Origin of the sequence: Pseudomonas sp. NFX5 (assembly GCF_049132125.1) — a bacterium.
Lineage (GTDB): Bacteria > Pseudomonadota > Gammaproteobacteria > Pseudomonadales > Pseudomonadaceae > Aquipseudomonas > Aquipseudomonas marginalis.
In genome coordinates this window covers 557706-579143 of the sequence record NZ_JAFMZG010000044.1, presented here as the reverse complement: position 1 = coordinate 579143, position 21438 = coordinate 557706, and the positions used below count along the sequence as shown (strand labels likewise).

The 21438-nt window shown below is 62.1% G+C and carries 17 protein-coding genes and 2 pseudogenes; 8 read left to right on the top strand and 11 right to left on the bottom strand.

Annotated features, from left to right (window positions below):
- The first annotated feature begins 23 nt into the window (after positions 1-23).
- Positions 24-1094: a protein-glutamate methylesterase/protein-glutamine glutaminase gene (locus J1N02_RS30665; protein WP_092358144.1), complete on the top strand. Its 1071-nt coding sequence runs from the start codon at positions 24-26 to the stop codon at positions 1092-1094.
- Positions 1095-1180: 86 nt separating this feature from the next.
- Here J1N02_RS30665 and J1N02_RS30660 read toward each other — a convergent pair whose 3' ends face one another.
- From J1N02_RS30660 to J1N02_RS30620, 9 genes and pseudogenes are all read right to left on the bottom strand, one after another.
- On the bottom strand, positions 1181-1747 hold the full coding sequence (locus J1N02_RS30660) for a TetR/AcrR family transcriptional regulator (protein WP_027605694.1): 567 nt from the start codon (positions 1745-1747) through the stop codon (positions 1181-1183).
- Between the two features lie 55 nt (positions 1748-1802).
- Positions 1803-3443 carry an AMP-binding protein gene (locus tag J1N02_RS30655; RefSeq protein ID WP_421148220.1) on the bottom strand — a complete coding sequence of 547 codons (1641 nt, stop codon included), beginning with the start codon at positions 3441-3443 and terminating at the stop codon, positions 1803-1805.
- Positions 3444-3539: 96 nt separating this feature from the next.
- Positions 3540-3779 (bottom strand): annotated as a pseudogene (locus J1N02_RS30650) (methyl-accepting chemotaxis protein); the annotation flags it as partial.
- Positions 3780-3794: 15 nt separating this feature from the next.
- A pseudogene (locus J1N02_RS30645) lies at positions 3795-4472 on the bottom strand (PAS domain-containing protein); the annotation flags it as partial.
- Positions 4473-4827: 355 nt separating this feature from the next.
- Positions 4828-6087, bottom strand: a complete 1260-nt coding sequence (locus J1N02_RS30640) for a GTP-binding protein (RefSeq protein ID WP_421148219.1) — start codon at positions 6085-6087, stop codon at positions 4828-4830.
- On the bottom strand, positions 6084-6746 hold the full coding sequence (gene nthB, locus J1N02_RS30635) for a nitrile hydratase subunit beta (RefSeq protein WP_108574453.1): 663 nt from the start codon (positions 6744-6746) through the stop codon (positions 6084-6086). The genes J1N02_RS30640 and nthB overlap by 4 nt, the downstream gene beginning before the upstream one ends.
- Before the next feature lie 40 nt (positions 6747-6786).
- Positions 6787-7371 carry a nitrile hydratase subunit alpha gene (nthA, locus tag J1N02_RS30630; RefSeq protein WP_065941365.1) on the bottom strand — a complete coding sequence of 195 codons (585 nt, stop codon included), beginning with the start codon at positions 7369-7371 and terminating at the stop codon, positions 6787-6789.
- 85 nt (positions 7372-7456) lie between these two features.
- Positions 7457-8971, bottom strand: coding sequence for an amidase (locus tag J1N02_RS30625; protein WP_027605700.1), 1515 nt, complete (start codon positions 8969-8971; stop codon positions 7457-7459).
- Between the two features lie 277 nt (positions 8972-9248).
- Positions 9249-10307, bottom strand: a complete 1059-nt coding sequence (locus tag J1N02_RS30620) for a phenylacetaldoxime dehydratase family protein (protein ID WP_092358134.1) — start codon at positions 10305-10307, stop codon at positions 9249-9251.
- 241 nt (positions 10308-10548) lie between these two features.
- Here J1N02_RS30620 and J1N02_RS30615 point away from each other — a divergent pair, with 241 nt between their 5' ends.
- On the top strand, positions 10549-11484 hold the full coding sequence (locus J1N02_RS30615) for a helix-turn-helix domain-containing protein (RefSeq protein WP_098479611.1): 936 nt from the start codon (positions 10549-10551) through the stop codon (positions 11482-11484).
- Between the two features lie 87 nt (positions 11485-11571).
- Here the strand turns inward: J1N02_RS30615 and J1N02_RS30610 are convergent, their stop codons facing one another.
- Positions 11572-12459, bottom strand: coding sequence for an arginase family protein (locus J1N02_RS30610; RefSeq protein ID WP_405125871.1), 888 nt, complete (start codon positions 12457-12459; stop codon positions 11572-11574).
- Positions 12460-12617: 158 nt separating this feature from the next.
- Between J1N02_RS30610 and J1N02_RS30605 the strand changes: the two genes are divergently transcribed.
- Positions 12618-13514 (top strand): LysR family transcriptional regulator, encoded by an 897-nt coding sequence (locus J1N02_RS30605; RefSeq protein ID WP_098479609.1) that lies wholly within the window; start codon positions 12618-12620, stop codon positions 13512-13514.
- 21 nt (positions 13515-13535) lie between these two features.
- On the top strand, positions 13536-15344 hold the full coding sequence (locus J1N02_RS30600) for an ABC transporter ATP-binding protein (RefSeq protein WP_108574451.1): 1809 nt from the start codon (positions 13536-13538) through the stop codon (positions 15342-15344).
- A 52-nt stretch (positions 15345-15396) separates the two neighbouring features.
- Here the strand turns inward: J1N02_RS30600 and J1N02_RS30595 are convergent, their stop codons facing one another.
- Positions 15397-16140, bottom strand: coding sequence for a GntR family transcriptional regulator (locus J1N02_RS30595; RefSeq protein ID WP_108574450.1), 744 nt, complete (start codon positions 16138-16140; stop codon positions 15397-15399).
- A gap of 136 nt (positions 16141-16276) precedes the next feature.
- On the opposite strand from J1N02_RS30595, the gene J1N02_RS30590 reads away from it, so the two are divergent.
- The 4 genes from J1N02_RS30590 (at position 16277) to J1N02_RS30575 (ending at position 21311) form a co-directional block, all read left to right on the top strand.
- Positions 16277-17116, top strand: a complete 840-nt coding sequence (locus J1N02_RS30590) for an ABC transporter ATP-binding protein (RefSeq protein ID WP_141155037.1) — start codon at positions 16277-16279, stop codon at positions 17114-17116.
- Positions 17113-18114, top strand: coding sequence for an ABC transporter substrate-binding protein (locus tag J1N02_RS30585; protein WP_027605708.1), 1002 nt, complete (start codon positions 17113-17115; stop codon positions 18112-18114). Before J1N02_RS30590 ends, J1N02_RS30585 begins: the two co-directional genes overlap by 4 nt.
- A 13-nt stretch (positions 18115-18127) precedes the next feature.
- Positions 18128-18877 (top strand): ABC transporter permease, encoded by a 750-nt coding sequence (locus J1N02_RS30580; protein WP_027605709.1) that lies wholly within the window; start codon positions 18128-18130, stop codon positions 18875-18877.
- 61 nt (positions 18878-18938) lie between these two features.
- The gene (locus J1N02_RS30575; protein WP_421148218.1) at positions 18939-21311 is read left to right on the top strand and encodes a hypothetical protein; all 2373 of its coding nucleotides are present in this window, start codon (positions 18939-18941) and stop codon (positions 21309-21311) included.
- Positions 21312-21438 lie beyond the last annotated feature (127 nt).

The following is a 21438-nucleotide window of genomic DNA, read 5'->3' as shown; positions in this document are numbered from 1 at the left end:
AGCCCTCATGGAGAACGTGCGACATGAGCCTTATCAAAGTGCTGATCATTGATGATTCCGCCGTGGTGCGTCAGGTACTCACGGCGACCCTGGGGCAAGACCCCGCTATCGAGGTTATCGGCGCGGCGGCAGACCCGGTGTTCGCCATGGACAAAATGAACAAGCAATGGCCGGATGTGATTGTGTTGGATGTGGAGATGCCACGGATGGATGGCATCACGTTCCTCAAGAAGTTGATGGCCGAACACCCCACGCCCGTGGTCATCTGCTCCACGCTGACCGAAAAGGGCGCGGCCACCACCATGCAGGCACTGGCGGCCGGCGCGGTCAGCATTGTGACCAAGCCACAACTCAACCTGCGCCAGTTTCTCACCGACAGTGCCGATGAATTGGCGGGGGCCGTCAAGGCCGCTGCGCGGGCCAACATGAAGCGCATGGTGCCTTCCAGCGAACGCGCTCCCGCCAGGCTGACGGCCGACGTCATATTGCCGGCGGGCACCCAGGCAATGGCGCGCACCACCGAGAACATTGTCGCCATTGGGACGTCCACGGGCGGCACCCAAGCCCTGGAGTTGGTGTTGACCGCGTTGCCCAGGGTCTGTCCGGGCATCGTCATCGTGCAGCACATGCCCGAACACTTCACCGCCGCGTTTGCCGAGCGCCTCAATCGACTGTGCGAGATCGAGGTCAGGGAGGCGAAGAACGGTGACCGGGTTATCCCCGGTTGTGCACTGATTGCCCCTGGTGGTCGGCACATGGTGCTCAAGCGCAGCGGCGCCCAATACCTGGTGGAAATTGTCGACGGACCTCCGGTCAGCCGGCATCGACCTTCCGTTGATGTGCTGTTTCGTTCGGTGGCCCGCAGTGCCGGCGGTAACGCACTGGGGATCATCATGACGGGGATGGGCGACGACGGCGCCCGGGGCCTGAAGGAAATGCACGACAACGGCGCCCGCACCCTGGGCCAGGACGAGGAGTCCTGCGTGGTGTATGGCATGCCCAAGGAGGCGTTCAAGCTCGGTGCGGTGGAGCGTGAGGTGCCCCTTGAGCAGATCTCGGCGGCGATTCTGCAATCCATGCACCAGCGGCGCTGACGGTTCGGGGTTCTGTGCTGATTGATAAGGCGCTCCGGCAATCCGCCTCGGGCCAGCCTGGGGTTTCAGTATGGGTCATGGTGGGCTCAGGGCAGGGAATCAATGGCCTGTAACACCGCACAGGCGATGGTCTTCGTAATCGTTCGCCGCTGGGCGTTATCGAGCATCGGGCTTAACCAGGTGGGTAGACTGTTCAGCATGGGCAAGATGGCCGTGAGCGCGCCCTCGCGCAACGGCCCGCCCGGTGGATGGCCTGCCTGGCCGATCAAATCCATTATTTCCGACTCATAGGCACGCCTCAGGCGCTGGACGCTTGCCTGCATCGAGTCGCCCAGGCAATTGGCGTCCATGACCGCCAGCTTGAAGTGTCCGGTCATGTGTTCATGCAATTGAAGGTGACAGTCGATCAGTTGGGCCAGGCGTTGGTCGGGTGCCAATCGGCGATTCTTGATGCCGTGCACCTGGGACAACAGGGTTTGATACAGCTCCATCAGCAGTTCGTAAAGCAGCGCCTCCTTGCTTTCCACATGGTGATAGATCGCCCCCGGGCTTATGCCGACATGGGCGGCGAGTTCACGCATGCTGACCTGGTTGAAACTGCGCTCCTTGAATAACTCCGAGGCTTTGCGCTGGAAGTCTGATCGGTTCAGCACACGCTTTGCCCCGTATTGCGCGCACGCCTGGCGCTCCGGCACGCCGGCCACGGGTTCATGTCCCGGGCGCCTGCTGCCGGGCAATTTCCTGATTGCGCAGGATAAAGCGCTGCAACTTGCCACTGGGGGTCTTGGGGAGTTGCTCGACGAACTCCACTTCCCGGGGATAGGCATGGGCGGCCAGGCGCTGCCTTACATGCAGGCGCAGTACTTCGGCCAGCTCGGCGCTGGGCTGGTACTGGCTGTCGAGCACGACAAAGGCTTTGATCAGCTCGGTGCGTTGCGGGTCGGGCTTGCCGATCACCGCCGCCTCGATCACCGCCGGGTGTTCGATCAGCGCGCTCTCGACGTCGAACGGCCCGACGCGGTAGCCGGACGTGGTGATCACATCATCGTTGCGGCCGACGAAGCTGATACTGCCGTCGTCATTCAGCTCCACACTGTCGCCGCTGAGGTAATAGCGCCCCACAAAGGCCCGGGTGGGCATACCCAGGTAGCCGTCGAACCAGCACAGGGGCGAGCGTTCGCGATCCACCGCCAGGACGCCCGGCTGACCCGCCGGCAATTCCCGATGCGCGTCGTCCAGTACGACGATGCGGTAGCCGGGCACCGCATAACCCGCCGAGCCCTCACGGACCGGGTGACGCAAACCATGGTGATTGCACAACACCATGCCGATTTCCGTCTGGCCGTAATGATCGTGAATGGTCACGCCGAGTTGCTCGGCAAACCAGCGGATCACGTGTGGGTTGAGCGGCTCGCCGGCACTGCTGACGGCACGCAGGCAGCCGCGCACGGCGTCGGCGAACGTTGCCCCCTCGGCGATCAGCAGGCGGTACGCCGTTGGGGAGCCGGCCAGATTGCTGATGGCGTACTTGGCAATGACTCGGCACGTACTCTCCACCGTAAAAGGGCCGTTGTAGAACAGCGTGGCATGACCACAGGCCAGCGGGCCGGTCACCGCGTAATACAGGCCATAGGCCCAGCCGGGATCGGCCAGGTTCCAGAAGCGGTCGTCCTGCTGCAGGCCAATGGAGTCGCGTATATAACCCTTGAAGGCGAGAATGGCGCGCAACGGCACTTCCAGAGGCTTGGCCGGCCCCGTGGTACCCGATGTGCACATCAACAGGAATGGCGCGCTGGCGTCCAGCAGTACCGGTTCGCACTCGACGTCTTGGCCGTCCAGGATGCTCCAGAACGGATAATCGCTGGGGTTCTGCGGGCCCCCGCCGGTTACGATCACGCTTGGGCAGTTGCCGATCTCATCCAGCTTGGGACGGTTCTGCGCATCCGTCACGATCCAGCGCGCGTTGGAGCAGCCCAATCGTTGCTCGATCGCCTTGGGACCAAATGCGGTGAAGAGCGGTTGATAGACCGCGCCCACCCGCCAGGTCCCCAAGATGGCAATCAGCAGTTCAACCGTGCGCGGCATCAGGCCGGCGACGCGGTCGCCCGGTTTTACCCCTTGCTCACGCAAGAAATGGCCGAAGCGGGCGGCGCTGGCCTGCAATTGGCTGAATGTGTATTGGGCGGCGCTGCCATCCTGTGCTTCGCAATACAACGCCACGGCGTCGTCGTGGGCGTGCCGGTCGCAGCATTCGACGCAGGCGTTCAGGGCAGTCAGGTCACCTTGCAAAGCCAGTTCGGCGGTCTGTTGGTAATTGAAGGATGTGGCCACAGCTTGATAATCACGCATAACGATACCTGGTTCTTATTGTTGGGTTTGTACGGCCAATAGTTGCGCTGCTCACGACTCGGCGCGGTGGCGCTAGCTGTCCATCATGTCGGCCGCTTGTTGGGTCGCCTGGCTGGTGCGGGTCGCCAGCTTGCGAACTTCATCGGCGACCACCGCGAACCCGCGTCCGGCGTCGCCAGCGCGGGCGGCTTCAATGGCGGCGTTCAAGGCCAACAGGTTGGTCTGGCTGGCGATGCCCTGGATGGTGGCGACAATGTGCGTCAGCTTGCGCAGGGTCTCCTGCATCACTCGGTGCTGGTGTTCCTGAGCCTCACGCATGCTGTTTTCTTCATGGTGGGCATGGATATCGGTGATGGCACCCACCACCCTTTGCGGGGAGCCGTCCTCTGCGCGTCGCGTCTGCCCACGGCCGCGAAACCAGCGGTAATTGCCACTGCTGTGCTTGAGCCGATAATCGACATCAAAGGGTGTTTTACCGCTGTGGTCTTCGACGTGGGCGACAAACGCCGCGATTGCCCGTGCGCTGTCGTCTGGATGCAAGCGTGAGGTCCAGCTTTCCAATGTGTTGGGAAATTCCTCAACCGTGGTGTACCCCAGCAGTCGCCGCATTTGCGAAGACCACCAGATGGTGTTGTTCGGGTTCGCCGGGTCACCCGCCACCACCTCAATGTCCCAGAGCCCGTCATGGAGCATTTCACGGGAAATCTCGAAGCGTGTGGCCGCCAGTTCGAGTGACTCTTCGTGCAGGCGCTGTTCATGAATGTCACGCAGGCTTCCGCCGATGGCGACCGGTACGCCTTGCGCATCGCGGCGCGCCACACCGCTGATCCTGCACCAACGATAGTCACCGTCTGATGCAAGGGCCATGCGTACGTCCAGCGCAAAGGGCGTTCGCCCGCTGCGATCAGCCAGGTGCCGGGCCAGCGCGTCGAGAAAGCGTTGCCGGTCCGTCGCGTGCAGGTGCTCGTTCCAGCGACCAAGTTGATCAATACCTTGGGTCGGGATCGACGCGGACCCTGTCCACTTCATAGCCCACTCCGGTGCGGGTGCAGCCATACCTGCCGGTTGCAGTTCCCAAAACAGTTCACCTGCGCCTTGGGCGATAAGTGCCCAGCGCGCTTCCTGCTCCTGCAAAAGCGCGTCGCGGCGGGCCAGGTGCTCGGTCAATTGGGTGGCTTCCAATGCCAGCGCGTGTGTCTGTGCTTTCAGGGCTCGCCGCTCTTGCAGCAATGTCTCGACGCCCGCCAGGATGCGTCGCAATAACGGGTTGCTCGACGACAGCGGTGTACTCGCCTGGTCAGGCTCATCCAGTCTGTCGGCAAGCGGAGCCAATACCCAGCGGTTGGTTCGGCTGAAAAAGAGCATGGGGCACCTCTATCTCGGATCAAATGGGGGCAATCGCCATGGGCTGTGTGGGGGTGCGGGCAAGGGCCTGTCGGTCAAAGGCGGTCGCCCCCGGCAGTGCCTGCCAGGCCAGTGGGCCGGCGGCGATTTCCTGGGCGCTCAGCAGGCAGTGGTCGAGCTCGCGCTGTAACGCGTCGGTGTCGAGGCCCTGGCCGATAAACACCAACTCCTGCCGGCAGTCGCCGACCACGCTGTCCCATTTGGCCCTGATGCCCTGCAGCCGGTATTCGTCCCGGGGCCATTGCGACGGCTCGATGAAGTTCCACCAGCGCCCGACATAGTCCCATTGGAACCGCTTGCCGCTTTGCACCAGCAGGCCGGTTTCCAGGTGGCGGCTGGCGAGCCAGAAGTAACCTTTGCTGCGCAGCAACCGCCCGTTGCTCCAGGGCTGCTGGAGAAAGGCGAGCAACCGCTGCGGGTGGAAAGGTGCGCGCTCACGGTACACCCAGGACGTCACGCCATAGGTGTCTGACTCGGAGGCCGGCGCGTCTGCCGCCTCCATTTTCCGCATCCAGCCCGGCGACGCCGCGAGGCTGGGTAAATCAAACAGATGGGTGCCGAGGAGGCTGGCTGACGGGATGTTACCGTGGGCCATCGGCATGATCCGCGCCGTCGGGTTAAGCCCCGTGAGGATCGCCTGCACGGCCTGATACTGCGCTGCATCGATCAGATCCAGCTTGTTGACGAGAATGACGTTGGCGTACTCCACCTGTTCGATCAGCAGATCGGCCAGGTGGCGCTTGGGTGCGTCTGGCGTGGCGTCATCCTGGTCAATGGTGTGCGGCGATTCGAGCAGTTCCTGGAAACGACTGCCGTCGACCACCGTCACCAAGGTGTCCAGGCGCGCCAGTTCGCTGAGGCTGAAACCCTCAGCGTCAAGGAAAGCGAACGTCTCCGCGACCGGCATCGGCTCGGAGATCCCCGTGGATTCAATCAGCAGGTAATCGAAACGCTGTTGGCGTGCGAGCATACTGATCTGCTCGAGCAAATCGGCGCGCAGGGTGCAGCAGATACACCCGTTGCTCATCTCGATCAGCTCATCGCGACCACGGTGCAGCGCGACATCGCGCTGCACTTCTTCGGCATCGATATTGACTTCGCTCATGTCATTGACGATGACGGCCACGCGCAGGCCTTCGCGATTGCGCAGGATGTGGTTGAGCAGGGTGGTTTTGCCGGCGCCGAGGAAGCCCGAAAGGACCGTCACCGGCAGTCGGCTTGCCTGGGCGCCGTCTGTCATGGGTTCACCGCGCGCGCGCCGGCGGCCTTGTCCAGGTAGCTTTCGAACAGGTCGACCACCACAAAACCCTCATCGGCGGCATCTCCCCACAGGTCCTTCACGGCGAACTCGACGTGGTAGGTGGGTTGATGGGCTGCGCTCACATCGCCATGGCCGATTGCGTCCGGGAACGGCCATTTCTCTGACGTGCGGTGCAGGACCACGCCTTCCTTGCCGCGCACGTAGGCGGGCATGCGGATGTGCCCAGCCACATATTCGTCTCGCACCACCACCCGATCCCCCACCTCGAAGGGCGGCCGCCCCGTGATCGCCGGGCGGCCCTCGGCATGGGCGGGATTCGCCAGCTTGAAGTGGGAGCCCAAGGCCTGATCAAGCTCCGCCTGGGTGATCACGCCGGTTTCGACCAGCAGGGTAGCGGTCGCGATGACGTAGCGTTCGTAGTACTGGGTGCCGACATGCTGGCGCACATCCAGGCGTTCGACGGCGTGACGCACTTCGTCCACGCTGAACTTTTTCAAGTGGTCGGCACCGATGAACATCAAGCTGTAGGCCAGATGCTCCCAGTCCTGCTTGAACACCTGTTTGTAGCTCAGGCTGTTGATGGTGTGGGGGACTTTTCCAAAGCCTTGGAAACCGCCGAGATCGTGAAAGCCATCCATAATCAAAACTCCGGGAGTGAACGATGATGAGGTGTTGTTTTCAGCCCACGCGGGGCAGGGCGACGCCGATCAGCACGTCTTTGGTCACCAGCGCTTGAAGCTGCTCTTCGCTCATGTGTTCTGAGCCTTCCGGCCTGACCGGCAGCACCAGGTAGCGGCTTTCGGCGCTGGTATCCCAGACCTTGACCACCATGTCCCGGGGCAACTCCGTCCCCAGCTCGCGCAGTACCGTGCGCCCCTCCCGGACCAGGCGTGCGCGGAACTCGAAACCCTTGTACCACTCCGGTGGCAGGCCGAGGACCGGCCAGTTGGTGCAGGAGCACAGGCTGCAGACAATCACGTTCTTCAGCGTCGGCGTATCCTCCAGGGCGACGATGTATTCGCCCTGGGGGCCGGTGTAGCCGAACTGGGCGCAGGCCGCCGTGCCGTCCTTGAGCAACAGTGCCCGGAACTGCGGATCGACCCACGCCTTGGCCACCACACGGGCGCCGTTCTCGGGGCTCCAGCCGTGCTCCATCAATTGCGTGAGCTGCTCGACATAGCCCTCCGGGATGAGTTCCTTGCTCTTGAGGACTTGAAACAATGCCCAGGCTCTTTCGCCGGGCGTTGAAGTAGCTGTACTCATGGGGTCACTCCTATCAGTCAACACGGTGGTAAAAGTCATTGGATTTCTTATTGTTCTACGGGCGCCGGCGGCGCCCGTAGACGGCTCAGAGCGTGCGCCAGTCCACGGAGGCTTCAAACGCCGCCGCAGCCTGGTAAAGGGTGCCTTCGGCATAGTGTCTGGCGACCAGCATCAGCCCGACGGGCAGGCCGTCGACCCGCCCGCATGGAATCGACAGGGCGGGATGCCCGGTGATGTCCTGTGGCGCGGTGTTGCCGATCATCTCCAGCGCGCGCGCCACGTACTCAGTGATCGAGCAATCCGTCGGTGGATGGGGTTGGGCAATGATCGGCGTGGTCGGCATCACCAGCAGGTCGTAGGTCTGCAGCGCCTTGTCATAGCCCTGCCGGGCGAAGCGCGCGAGGTTTTGCGCCTTGGCGTAATAACGTCCGTTGTAGTGGTTCAGCCCGTATTGGCCGACGAACATGCACAGCTTGAGCGACGCGGACAATTGGTCGGCCTGCTCGCGCCAGCCGACCTGTTTGTCCAGCAGGCCGACATCGTAGAGGCCTTTCCAGTTAAAGCCCGCGCCGTTGCCATGCATCATCTGCATGGTCAAGCCTTCGCAGCCGATGGGGTGCCACAACGAGCCCGCTAGGTTGTGCTCGGGAACGGACACCGCCTCGACCTGCGCGCCCAACGCCTCGAGACGGGCGATGGCGTCACGCACTTTCTCGGCGACGCGAGGGTCCTGGTTGGCCAGTGCGAAGCCCTCTTGCAACACACCGATTTTGAGCCCGCGCACGCCCCTCGTCAGGTAGCTGTGATAGTCGTCGACTTGCGGCGCAGCCTGGCGCGGGTCAAGCCCATCCGCGCCGGCCATGGCTTGCAGCATCAGCGCGTTGTCGCGCACGTTGGCGGTAATGGGGCCGACATGATCGATCGTGGCTTCAATCGCCATGACCCCGGAGTAGGGCACCAGGCCGTGGGTCGGCTTCATGCCGTAGGTGCCGCAGAAGGACGACGGGATTCGGATGGACCCGCCTTGATCACCGCCAACGGCCATGTCCACCTCTCCGGCCGCGACCAACGCCGCACTGCCCGAGGAAGAACCGCCGGCGGCGTAACCGTGACGATGGGGGTTGTGCACGGGGGCAGGGTCAGAGGTGTGACTGCCGCCGGACAAACAGTAATGTTCACAGGTGGCCTTGCCCAGGATCGTCGCCCCGGCATCCAGCAGGCGCGTGACCACGGTGGCGTCGAATGACGGCACGAAACCGGCCAGGGGCGCGGCGCCGTTCATGAGCGGCACGCCTGCCAGGGCGATGTTGTCTTTCAGCGCGACGGTTTTGCCGGCCAGCAGGCCCTCCCGGGCCCCGTTCACTTCAGCCCGGTAGTACCAGGCGTTCAACGGGTTTTCCTTGTCCGAGGGCCGATAGCCCGAACTGCGCTCGTAGCGTACGGGCGGAACGAAATCAGGCAGCTCATCGACCAGGTCGTACGCGTCGAAACTCGGTTGCATCAGGTCCAGGTACTGCGCAGCCTGCTCCGGCGTCAGCTGCATGTGCAACTGGGTGGCGAGGTCCTGCAGTTGATCAAGCGTGGGTCGAATAATGGCCATGATTTTCCTTGATGTCATCGATGAACGGCGGGAAGACTTGAGGCTGTTCAAACACTTCCAGCACTGTCGGGGTCGGATCATTCCGGGTCGTAATGGAGAACAAATTAGGCCTCTTTTGCCACTGCGGCTTGGTTGAACAGGACACTCGCTTGGCTGAACAGGACAGCTCAGCGCGGTGCCACTTCGTGGTCAGATGCCTGTCAAAAAGTGGCCCCGACCCCATGCGCTAGAGATGAGGGCCAAAAAATAATCGGGACGGACGGGGCGGTGCCGGGTGTCAGCTTTGCGCGACACCTGCATCACGCAACATGCCGGTCTGCGGGTGGCAGTTGATGTACTCGAACAACTGGCTCTTGGCGTCCGAGACCGACACTTCGTGGTACAGCCGCAACTTCACCAGGCCGGCCGCCACACGGAAGAAGGTGACAAAGATGCGCAGGTGGGTGGGATGGGATTCCGCCCAGCGTTCCAGTTTCTCGACCGAGCGCCAGTGGCCGATGTTGTAGCTCATGTCGAGGAAGTTGCCGTCGAGGTCGATATTGCGCACGAAGCGATTGCTGTAGCAGCCCAGGGGGGCACCGTTATCGCGCAGGAAATCCATGCCGTCCTGCAATGTCGGCAAGATTTCGTCGAGGTACAGTGAACGCTCGTCAGCCTCGGCGTCAGCCCAATCCTGGCCGGAGCGAATCAGCGCGATGTTGTCATGGCCCATGACGATGACGCGGCCACCTTTGGCCGGATCTCCCTGCACCACCTTCAGTTCGCCCGTGGGGCTCATCCAGTCGGTCTGGGACGCCGGGAAGCGATCACGCATCGAGCCCCAGTAACCGTGCTCTTCGATCTCGCCGCTGGTGGTGTCCATGATCGCGCCCACCCCCGGCAACTGCGTCTGGAACGCATAGAGGGTTTCGAACTGCTCGGCACGCGGCGCGGTGATTTCGCGAAAATAACCCAGGCCGTCGTTCAGGCGATCCGGCGATGCCCACCAGTCATTGACGGGCGGCGATCGCAACCAGCGGCAATAGGCTGCGGCGTCCTTCCAGTAGCCGACGATCATCAGGTTGTCGTAGCCACTGTTGTCCGTGTGATGGGTCAAGTCGTGGGTCTGCGGGCCGTCGGGCAGGCTGAAGCTGCCGACGATGTCGCGCATGGCTTTAAGGGCACGCTCACGCTGCGCCTCACCGCGAAACTGCACGCCCAGGTAGGCCATCGCTACCTGCTTCAATTGTTCGCCAGCGCGGCCGACCCACATAGGGAAGGGCGGCTGGTAGTCCTCGGGCACCCGGCGGGACAACGTCCGTGGGCATCTAAGGTGTTTGTCGATCGCAGATTCCATGGGCGGCTCCTTGTTTTTTTCAGGTTCAGGCGTAGCGGGCTGGACAGGCTGTGAGGTCATAGTCAGGCAGGTACGAACCGCCTCGCTTTGTTCGCCAGGACAACCGTTTGGTTGGAAAAGACAGATGCCCGATGCCAGGGCTCAGGAGCGATAAAGAGGGCTGGGCGTGGTCTGAATTTTGCTTTCCAAGATCGACCGGCAGCGTGTCGCTGCTTCAAGTCGTTGCATTAAGGTGAGTGCCATGGCTCAGAACAATCACTATTCCACCCTTGCCGTTTCGCAACCGCGTCGCTTCGATTACTGGAAAGAAGTGGTGTGTCGCCATTGTCTTATGGCTGACAGCAAACCCTCGACCCAGAGCGATTTCAACGGAACGCTCCAGGTCTCCGGCGTAGGGGCGTTGGATGTCTCCAGGCTGTCGTCCCCGCTGCACCATTGGGTCCGTTCCGAGCGGCATTTACGCAGTGGCCCCGCCGACGACCTGTGGCTGGGCTTTACCCTCAATGGGTATGGCGAACTTGAGCAAGAGGGGCGCAAGGCCACACTGGGTGCGGGTAATTTGTTCCTTTATGACGCAACCCGACCGTTCCGATTCAGCCTGGGGGGGAGCGAAAACCACTTGATGCGTATCCCTCGGCAGTTGCTGACCGAGCGGTTGCCGCGTGTGGCGGAATGCACCGCAATGGTGCTGGATGACCGCCGCCCTGGCGTGGTGCCGCTGCGCGAGATGCTGCGCCACATGGCGAACACTCCCGTGCTTCTGGAGGATGGAGGCATTTGCAATCGTTACTCCAACACGATAATCGACCTGCTCGTGATCAGCCTGGAACTCCAGGACCTGAAGACCACTCACCAGGAGCTGGATCTGTATGCGCGGATAATGACCTACATCCAGCACCACTTGAGCGACCGAGAACTGTCGATCGAACTGATCGCCCAAGCCCACCACGTGTCCACCCGCACGGTGACCCGTGCATTCGCCCGTCATCAGAAAAGCCCGGTCGCGGAGATCTGGAAAGAACGGCTGAATGCCAGTCGCGCGGCTATCGAGTGCGGCCAGGTGCGCAGCGTTTCCCAAGCCGCACTGGATTTCGGTTTTTCCGATTTCTCCCACTTCAGCCATGCTTTTCGCAAGGCGTTTGGGGTTGCGCCGCACACGCTCTTGACGCGCAACTGATGGCGCCCAAAACGGCGGGCATCCTGATCCGCCAATGCTTGTGTGCCAGCGAGTTGTTTTGCTGGGGCGGTGGCGTCTTAGCGCCCATTATTTCTTTGCTGGCACGCCGATCAAAGGCAGTCTGGTCAGCATGTTTTTAAGCGCCAACGCGTCCCACGGCAGGTGTTCGGCAATGCCGATTCCAACCACATCGACGACTTTCGCCACGTCGCCAAGGAGGCGAACCACCTGCGCCATCGTCATTTTTCCCTGAGCGATGCCGTCCCACGTGCTGGCAGGAACTTCAGGATTGGCAAACAGCAACGAACGAAACAGCGTGGGGTCCAGCACGTCCAGGTCGAAGTGGATCGCCAGATGTTTCGCCCCTGTCGACGTCAGCCACTGCAGGACGGGTTCGCTGGAGTGAGCCAGTTCGCCGGGACCTGCGCTCGACAGTCCCAGCCGGGCAATCATCGTAGTTTCAACTGCCATCGTTTTTTGCAGGCCCGCATACATTACATTGGCGGGTTTAATCGGACGCTTCACGACTTCCAGGAAGTCAGGGTCCCCTTCGCCCAGCAGGTTTCCCAGCACCATCGCGTGGGCATGCTGGAAGTCCTTGGGCGTCAGAATGTCCGGATGAGCATCAATCCATAGAATGGCCAGATCTTCTTCATAACGCTCATTCAAGTAGGCAAAAGGCGCCAGATCCACCAGGCAGTCGCCGCCCAGAACGACGAGGCGATCCGGTTGATGCTTGTCGATCAGCGCGTGCGCCTCGTGCAACTGGCGCAGCAACGGGCTCCGGCCGACGATTCCGCCTTCCAGCGCCGGTTCCGAGCCGTCTGGCTGGCTGACAGGGACCTCTTCCATCGGGCCGATGTGTTCAGGCGCCAGCCAGGACAGCAGCCGGGCTCCGAAGTGGTAGGACGGATTGTTGCCACCTTGCCATTGTGGGAACAGCAAACGCAGGGTCTTGCCGTGGGAGTCAGGCATTCAAAACGCTCCGGTTCGGCACAGCGGATCAAAAATGGATTGAAAACATACGGTTGCCATCGTAAGCACCTCAAGTGAACGTTGGGCGCTACCGTATTCGCTTAGTTTTCGAAGATATACAGGGCTATAGTTGACGCTTTGTTGCGCAGGGCGAGCATATGGATCGATTGACAGCGGCAAAAGTCTTCCTTGAGACCGTCGCCAGGGGAAGCATTTCGGCGGCTGCCACTCATCTGGATATGTCCAGGGCCATGGCCACCCGTTACATCGGATTGATGGAAGAATGGGCCGAGATACGGCTGCTGCACAGGACCACGCGCAAACTCAGCCTGACAGCGGCCGGCGAACAACTGCTGCCCATTTGCAAAGAACTCGTGGCGCTGTCTACGGACGTCAAGGTGCTCGGCTCACAAGCCGAAAGTACGCCCAGGGGATTGCTCAGGATCACTGCACCGTCGATCTTTGCGGAATATTGCCTGACGGATGTGCTGATGGCGTTTCTCCAGCGCTACCCGGCTGTCGCCATCGATTTGCAGATTGCAGATGGCATGACCAATCTTGCGCAAGAGGGTATCGATCTGGCGATCAGAGTGACTGACCACCTCGACCCTGGCGTTATCGCGAAGAAGCTCGGCGAAGTCGATTCGTTCATCTGTGCCAGTCCTGCCTATCTCCAGCGCCATGGAGTCCCTGGAGACGTGAGAGACTTGGCCGTTCACAATTGCCTGACTTACGCCTATTACGGGCGCAGCCTCTGGCATTTCGTCGTTGACGGCGAGAACGTCATGGTGCCCGTTACCGGCAGCTTCAGTACTAACGAGGCGTCAATCATCGTGCGCGCGGCGTTGAGCGGAACGGGTGTTTCGATGCTGCCGCACTTCGCTGCCGAGCAGGCCATCAAGGAAGGACGTTTGGTTCGACTGTTTCCCGAGCATCGCATCAAACCCATTGGTATCCACGCCGTCTATCTGTCACGCCAGCGTATGCCGAACGCCCTCAAGGCGTTGATCGACTTTCTCTCAACGCGTCTTGCATCCGGTCATCCTGATGCCTGACGGCCCACTTTAGGAACATTGATGGTGCTGTTCAATCGATTGAGCGCGTTTTCGACCCAGGCGCGCAGGGCACTGGGGCTGGTGTGGGAAACCTCGCGGCCACTGTTCACGGGGCTGTTGCTGGCGACGATTGTCGCCGGACTGCTGCCCGCACTGGCCGCCTGGATTGGACAGCGCATCGTTGATGGCGTGGTCCACGCCATGCAGGTTCATGCGGCCGGCAGCCAGGCCCCCGTGTGGCCGGTGATGCGCTACGTGCTGGCCGAGGCCGGTGTGCTGGCTTTGTTGGCGGCGGCTCAACGGGCGCTGTCGATGCAGCAGTCGCTGTTGCGGGTGAAGCTGGGCGTGAAGGTCAACCTGATGGTCCTGGAGAAAGCCCAGACCCTTTCGCTGCTGCAATTTGAAGACGCCGAGTTCTACGACAAGCTGGTGCGCGTGCGCCAGGGGGCTTCGACACGCCCGCTGAGCCTGGTCACCAAAGGACTGGGGTTGGTGCAGAACCTCATTTCGCTGGTCAGCTTTGCAGTCCTGCTGGTGCACTTTTCGCCGTGGGCCCTGTTGATTCTGGTGGTCGGTGCGTTGCCGGTGTTCTTCGCCGAGACGCATTTTTCCGGCAATGCGTTTCGCCTGTTCCACCGGCGTGCACCGGAGACGCGCCGGCAGAACTACCTGGAATCCTTGCTCTCCCACGAGTCCCATGCCAAGGAGGTCAAGCTGTTTGGCCTGGCACCGCTGTTCCTCCAGCGCTATCGCGACAACGCCCAGCGCTTGTATACCGAGGACCGCCAATTGACGCTGCGCCGCGATGCCTGGGGCTTTGCATTGGGCCTGCTGGGCACCGCAGCGTTTTACCTGGCCTACGCCTGGGTGGTACTCGACACCGTGCGTGGCCAGACGAGCCTGGGCCAGATGACCATGTACATCGTGCTGTTCAAGCAGGGGCAGGCCGCAATCACCGCCAGCCTCAGCGCCATTGCCGGGCTGTACGACGACAGCCTGTTCCTCTCGGACCTGTATGAATACCTTGAAACCCCGGTGATCACGCCGCGCGGCCGGCTCACCGAGGGCGCGCGCCCTGGCGATGGCCTGCGCTGCGAGCAGGTGGGGTTCACCTACCCAGGCGCCGGATCCGCCGCGCTGCGCAATATCAGCCTGCACCTGGCACCGGGGAAAAGCCTGGCCCTGGTGGGTGAAAATGGTTCCGGCAAGACCAGCCTGATCAAACTGCTGACCCGTCTGTATACCCCGGATGAAGGCCGCATCCTGCTGGATGGCAGCGACCTGCAGGAATGGGACGAACACACCCTGCGCCAGCGCATCGGCGTTATTTTCCAGGACTACATCCGCTACCAGATGAGTGTCGGCGAGAACCTCGGCGTGGGGGACGTCGATGCCCTGGACGACCAGGCCCGCTGGCGCAGCGCTGCCACTCAAGGCGTGGCGGCGGAATTTATCGAGCGCTTGAGCCATACCTATTCAACCCAACTGGGACGCTGGTTTGGAGGCCAGGAACTGTCCGGGGGGCAGTGGCAAAAAGTGGCCTTGTCGCGGGCGTACATGCGTCAGGATGCCGATCTGCTGATCCTCGATGAACCCACTGCCGCGCTGGATGCCGGGGCTGAAGCGGCGGTGTTCGAGCACTTCCGTGAGCATGCCAGGGGCCGCATGACCCTGCTGATTTCCCACCGTTTTTCCAGTGTGCGCAGTGCGGATCACATTATTGTGTTGGAACGCGGGCAGATTCTGGAGGAGGGCAGCCATAACCAGCTGATGGCTGCGAGTGGACGTTATGCCGAGCTGTTCGACGTTCAGGCGCGGGGCTATCGCTAGAAGACCCAGCGCCGCGTGTCTGCCGATCCCTTCAAATGACCTGTACAGATCGCTATTTGGCAGGGCCGGATTTGAATACGCCGCTGAGGACAAACGCATAGCGTTCCGGACGGATAAAGAAGGTGGTGCGGTCGCAGCAACGGCCGTCGGCAAAGTAAGAGCTGCGTTCCATCACCAGCAATGCGGCACCGCGTTTGACGTGCAGGGCACTGGCCAGGCTTGCATCGGCTGCTTGCGCACGGATGGCCAGGTCGGCACGGGTGACGGCCTGGCCGGTGATCGATTCCAGGATCGAGTAGATTGGTTGATGCTCGACGTCTGTCCAGACCACGCCGGCCAACTCGGCCGGTAGATGGCTGCGGCCCAGGGCGATGGGCTCATCATCCACGAAATGCAGGCGCTCCAGCAGCAGGCAATCGTGGGCGCCTTCAAACAACGCCATCAAGGCTTCCGGAACGGGCTGCAGCGTGTGGCTGATCACCTGCATGCTCGGTTTGAGCCCTTGCAATAACAAGGCTTCATGGAAACTGCGCAACGCATCCAGGCCATGCCGAACCTGCTTCGCGGCGACGAACGTGCCCTTGCCTTGCTTGCGCTCCACCACGCCGTCGTCGCTGAGCTTGCCCACCGCCAGGCGCACCGTGACGCGACTCACACCAAAGCGTTCGCCCAGTTCGGCTTCTGACGGCAGTTTGCCGGTGGGTTCGAAATCGCCGCGCTGAATCTCTTCCAGCAAACGATGGGCGATCTGTTCGTAGAGCGAGGTGGTGCTGTCGCGCAGAATGGACGTGGACACGGTCGGCTTCCAGGGGCCTAGGAGTGGGGCGGTGCGCCTTCACTTCTAAGGTTATAAAAATAGGTTATTGGGACAACTTGTATTAATACGTATTATGTCAGGCATTCCCATTGTAAACGACCTGACGATACTTGCCATGCCCGACTCCTTGCCTTACGCACCACCGCAAGCCGACGCCCTGACGGTCGATCACATCAGTTTCAGCTACCCCAACGGCCATCGGGTGTTCAACGCGTTCAGCCTGAATGCCAAGCCGGGCGAATTCGTCGCGATCCTCGGGCCGTCGGGCTGCGGAAAAACCACGTTGCTGAATCTGTTGTCGGGTTTTCAGCAACCCCAGAGCGGCCGGATCAGCATCAACCAGACCGCTGTGCGCCCGGAGCGCTCGGAGTTGGGGTATGTGTTTCAGGCGCCGCAGTTGTTTCCCTGGTTGAGCGCGCTGGAGAACGTGCGTTTCGGCCTGCGGATGACGGCGCAGCTCAGCGAGGCGCAACAGCGTGCCCAGGCGTTGCAGTATTTGCGCCTGGTCGGCCTGGAGAACGCTGCACAGCGCTTGCCCCATCAGCTGTCGGGCGGCATGCAGCAGCGCGTCTCCCTGGCCAGGACCTTGGCATTGGAGCCCAGCGTATTGCTGATGGACGAACCCTTCGCCGCGCTGGATGCCATCAGCCGCAACAGCATGAATGAAGAGACGCTGCGGATCTGGGCCGAGCTGGGTCAGACGGTGCTGTTCATCACCCACGACATCGACGAAGCGGTGTTCCTGGCCGACCGGGTCATCGTGCTCAACATCGCCCCCGGCGGTATCCATAGCGAACTGGATATCCATTTGCCGCGCCCGCGTTCCAACCTCAAAACACGACGCCTGCCGGCCTTTCTCGATTACCGCAATGAGCTGATGGAGCGCATTTCCCAGGTCATGGGCGCGGCCGAAGCCATCCCTAACCCCACCCGCCAACCCGAGTTAACCCCATGATCAAACGTTCGCTGCTTGCTCTTTCCTTGTCTGTTGCCGCCTTGGCAAGCAGCACAGGTGCCGTGGCCGCTGAAGAGAAACCCCTGCGCGTGGGGTATGTGTTCGCCATGGCCAACGCTCCGGCGCTGATCGCCGACAAGCAGGGTTACTACCGCGAGGAAGGCTTGAATGTCGACCTCAAGGCCTTGGGCGATGGCCCGGTGATCCAACAGGCGCTGGCCGCCAATGAGCTGGACGTGGCCTATGTGGGCACGCCGCCGGTGTACCAATGGTTCTCCCGAGGCTTGCAAAGCCGGATTCTGGCCAAGGTCAATTACGGTCAGGCGGCGGTGATTGTCGATGCAAATAGCCAGATCAACAGCCTGGAGCAGCTCAAGGGCAAAAAGCTTGCCGGGGTCAAGAAAGGCAGTGGCATGGACGTGTTGTTGCGCGGCTATGTGCTGAAAGAAAAAGCCGGGCTCAACCCGGACAAGGACCTCGACATCATCGACATGCCACCCGGCAACATGAACGCGGCGCTGGAGCGCGGTATCGTCGACGCGGCGTTTTCCTGGGAACCCTTTGTCAGCCAATCGTTGCTGCGCGGGTCGAGCCGGATTCTGCTCGACGTCAACCAGGCGCTGCCGAACTACCCGTGGTACGTGGTGATCGCGCTGCCCAAAACCTTGCAGGAGCGACCGGACGACGTGGTCAAGCTGCTGCGTGCGCACCGCAAGGCCATCGCGTTCCTCAACGAGCATCCCGACGAGTCGAATCGCATCATCGCCGAGGCGTTCAAGCTTGAAGCGGTCCAGGGGCCTGACGGCAAGACCATTGCCCCGGAGGCCATCGTCGCCCAGGCGCGCACGCGATTGGGCTGGTCGGCGGACTTGCAGCCTGCGGATATCCAATTCATCCAGCGCCTGATGAATTATTCCCACGACCTGGGCTTTATCGACACCACGCTCAAGACCGAGCAGATCGTGGATACCGCCTACCTGGAAAAAGCCTCGCGCTGAGTCTGAGCCTGTCATGTCCTTGCCAAAACCTAATTGGGGATGGGCTTCGCTGCCATTCCTGCTGTTGATCTGGATGGCCCTGGCCAGCCGCTTTCCCACCTACATCCTGCCGCAGCCCTGGGATGTGGCGCGCGAAGCGCTGCGTTGGCTCAGCGACAGTTCGCTGTGGCAGCACCTCAGGGCGAGCGTCCTGGAGGAAGTCGGCGGCTTCTGTGCGGCGGTGCTTGTCGCGATTGTGCTGGGCACGGCCGGCGGCTTGTCTTCGCGCTTTCGCGATTTCATCTCGCCGCTCAACAGCCTGTTCATGGCGATCCCGCCGATTGCCTGGGCGCCGCTGATCATGATCATTTTCGGCCTGGGCTATGTCTCCATCGTGCTGGTGATTTTCATTGCCGCGATGTTCCCCATGGCGGTGACCATCCAGGAAGGCGTGCAGAGCATTCGCAGTGGCGAAGTCCGCGCGGCGCGCACCTTGGGTGCCAACCCCTGGCAATTGCTGGCCCACGTTTACCTGCCGGCCTCATTGCCCTTCGTGACGGCGGCCTTGCGCATCGGTTTCAGTCAGGGCTGGCGGGCACTGGTCGCCGCAGAAATGATCGGCGCCTCCCAGGGCATCGGCTGGATGGTCTCCACCGGCGGGCAGATCGGCAACAGCAGCCAGGTGCTGCTGGGCATCGTGCTGATCGGCCTGATTGCCTGGCTGATGGAGAGTCTTGTGTTCCGGCGCATCGAGCGTCACTACCAGAAATGGCGCGTGCAGTAAGCATCGTCCTTTGCCTTCGAACCCTTTCAAACCTTCAGTGGACCACTGCACGAGGTGTCATGTGAGTAACGTATTCGATCCCCGCGAAGCCGGGCATTACATGGCCCCCCAAGGCCTCTACGAACGCAACAAGCAACGCCCGTTCCTCGGCAGCATCGACTGTGATCGGTACACGCTGATTGCCGGGCAATGGGATGAAATCACCCTGGTCTACGAGGTCGGCGGCAGCGGCCTGGCGGATGGCGCCTGGTTGAAACTGGCGTTCAAGTTCTACTCCGATTGGGCACTGTTCCAGACCTCGAACCCGGCCGGCCCCAACTACGTCAGCGCCGAGTACCAGGCGGGCGAGTTGGTCCCCGGGCAGAGCCAGGCCACCGTGCAGCACCTGAAAGTGCGCTTCGACCAGAAGGGTCACGAACGGCCGTTCCAGAAAGCGATCATCATCGACATCATCGACGGCTACCTGAATCCCGGCGACAAAATCACTATTCGCCTGGGTGACCGTCGCCAGGGCGGGGCGGGCACACGGGTGCAGAGTTTCGTCGAGAAAGACTTCCGTTTCCGGCTGTTTATCGACCCCTTGGGCAGCTCGAAATTTGCCGAGGTGCCCGGCGATCCGTTGCTGAACATCGTGCCGGGACCGGCGCAGAGTGTGCAGCTGATTGTGCCGCGCCTGGTCGGCGCCGGTGAGGCGTTCGACGTGCTGCTGCGAGTCGACGATGCCTGGGGCAACACGTGCCGCAACCTGCCGCTCAACGGGGTACTGACCCTGGTTGATCCGGAAGGCGGCGAGCGTCAGCAAGGGTTTACCCTGGCCAATGAAGGGTGGGCGACGGTGCGGCTCGAGGGGTTTGACCTCGGGGCGGTGGGCGAGTGGCGTTTGTCCGCCGAGGTGCAGGCGCCCGGCGTGCGTGGCGCCCAGGCCTTCGTGACGGTTGACCCGGCCGGCAGCGCATTGCGCCCGCTGTACGCCGACCTGCATGTGCACTCCGATGACACCGTGGGCACCAACGACACGCTCTACAACCTCAGCTACGGCCGCGATGTCGCCGGCCTCGATGTGCTCGGCTACACCGCCAACGACTTCAATATCACCGAGCAACGCTGGGATCAGGCGGTGAAGCTGATTCACGAACTCAACGAGCCCGGCCGCTTCGTCTGCTACCCCGGCACCGAGTGGTGCGGCAACTCCTGCGCGGGCGGCGACCGTAACGTGGTGTTCCTGCATGATCGCAAGCCCGAGTTTCCGTTCGACAATCAAGGGCGCCTGGTGCGCTCGTTCGAGTGGAACGAGTTCACTGCCGGCACCATCAAACCGGGGGCCTGGCCGGTGGACGAGCTGTACGCGGCCTATGCGAAAGACCCGGAAGGTCACCTGATGATGCCCCATGTCGGCGGGCGCCGCTGCAACCTCGACTGGCACCATCCGGAGCTGGAACGCTTGATCGAAGTCGGCTCGGCCTGGGGCCAGTTCCATTGGGTCTACGCCGAAGCCCTTCAGCGTGGCTATCGGGTCGGCGCCGCGGCGAACAGCGATGAGCATCAGGGCCGTTGCGGCGGCGGGGTTCCGGCCACGGCCGTGTTTGGCTCTCGCGGCGGGTTGACCGGTGTGATTGCCGAGTCTTTCGACCGTTCGAGTGTCGGCAAGGCCCTTCGCGCCCGTCGCACCTTTGCCACGACGGGCGAGCGTGCATTTGCCAGCCTGCGCCAGGGCCAGCACTTCATGGGCGAGGTCTTCAGCGCCGATTCGAATGCGACGCTGGACTATCGATTGCTGGGCGAGGCGGGCTGGGAGCAGGTGGACCTGTTCGACGGCGATAAACTGATCTGGTCGCGCAACCTGCATCAGGAGCTGGGGTTTTCCGCCCAACGCATCCGGCTGCGCCTGGGGGGCGCACGCATCAAGGACCGTTATCGCGGCGCGTACTGGACCGGCGAAATCCGGGTGACGGGCGCGGTCATCAATGGTTTTCGCGCCTTGGGCCTCGATCATCCGGAGCAAACCGTATGGCGCAAGGACGCCACGACCCTGGCCTTTCGCACCGACACCAACGGCGACACCGACAGCATCGAAATCGACCTGTCGCAATTGGCCGGCGCGACGTTGCAGGTCCGCAGCCGCATCGACAACTACATCAAGGTCGGCGATCCGTCCGAACCGCAGCCCTACGTGCATGCGCCGACGGTGCTGATGGAACTGTCCGGCGAAGAACTGCTGGCGCAATCCCAGGTGATCGAAGAGCTGCCAGGGGCTGAGCTGAAAGTCTCCCTGGAAAGGACCACCGCCGAAGCGCTGCCCCGTGAACTGCAGGGGCAGATCGAGCTGGCACCACTCAATCTGCACGCGGGGCGCGAGCATCCGCTGTTCATCTGCGCGCGCCAACGCGACCAGTCCCGGGTCTGGACCTCGGCATTGTTCCTCACGCTTGCTTAAGGCCGCCGTGGCTGAACCCTGTCCGGGAGAGCGCAAAGAAACCTGTGGCGAGCGGGCTTGTTGTGGTGATCGGGCTTGCCCCGCGTTGGGCTGCGCAGCAGCCCCAAAACCAGGCGCAGAGGCGTGC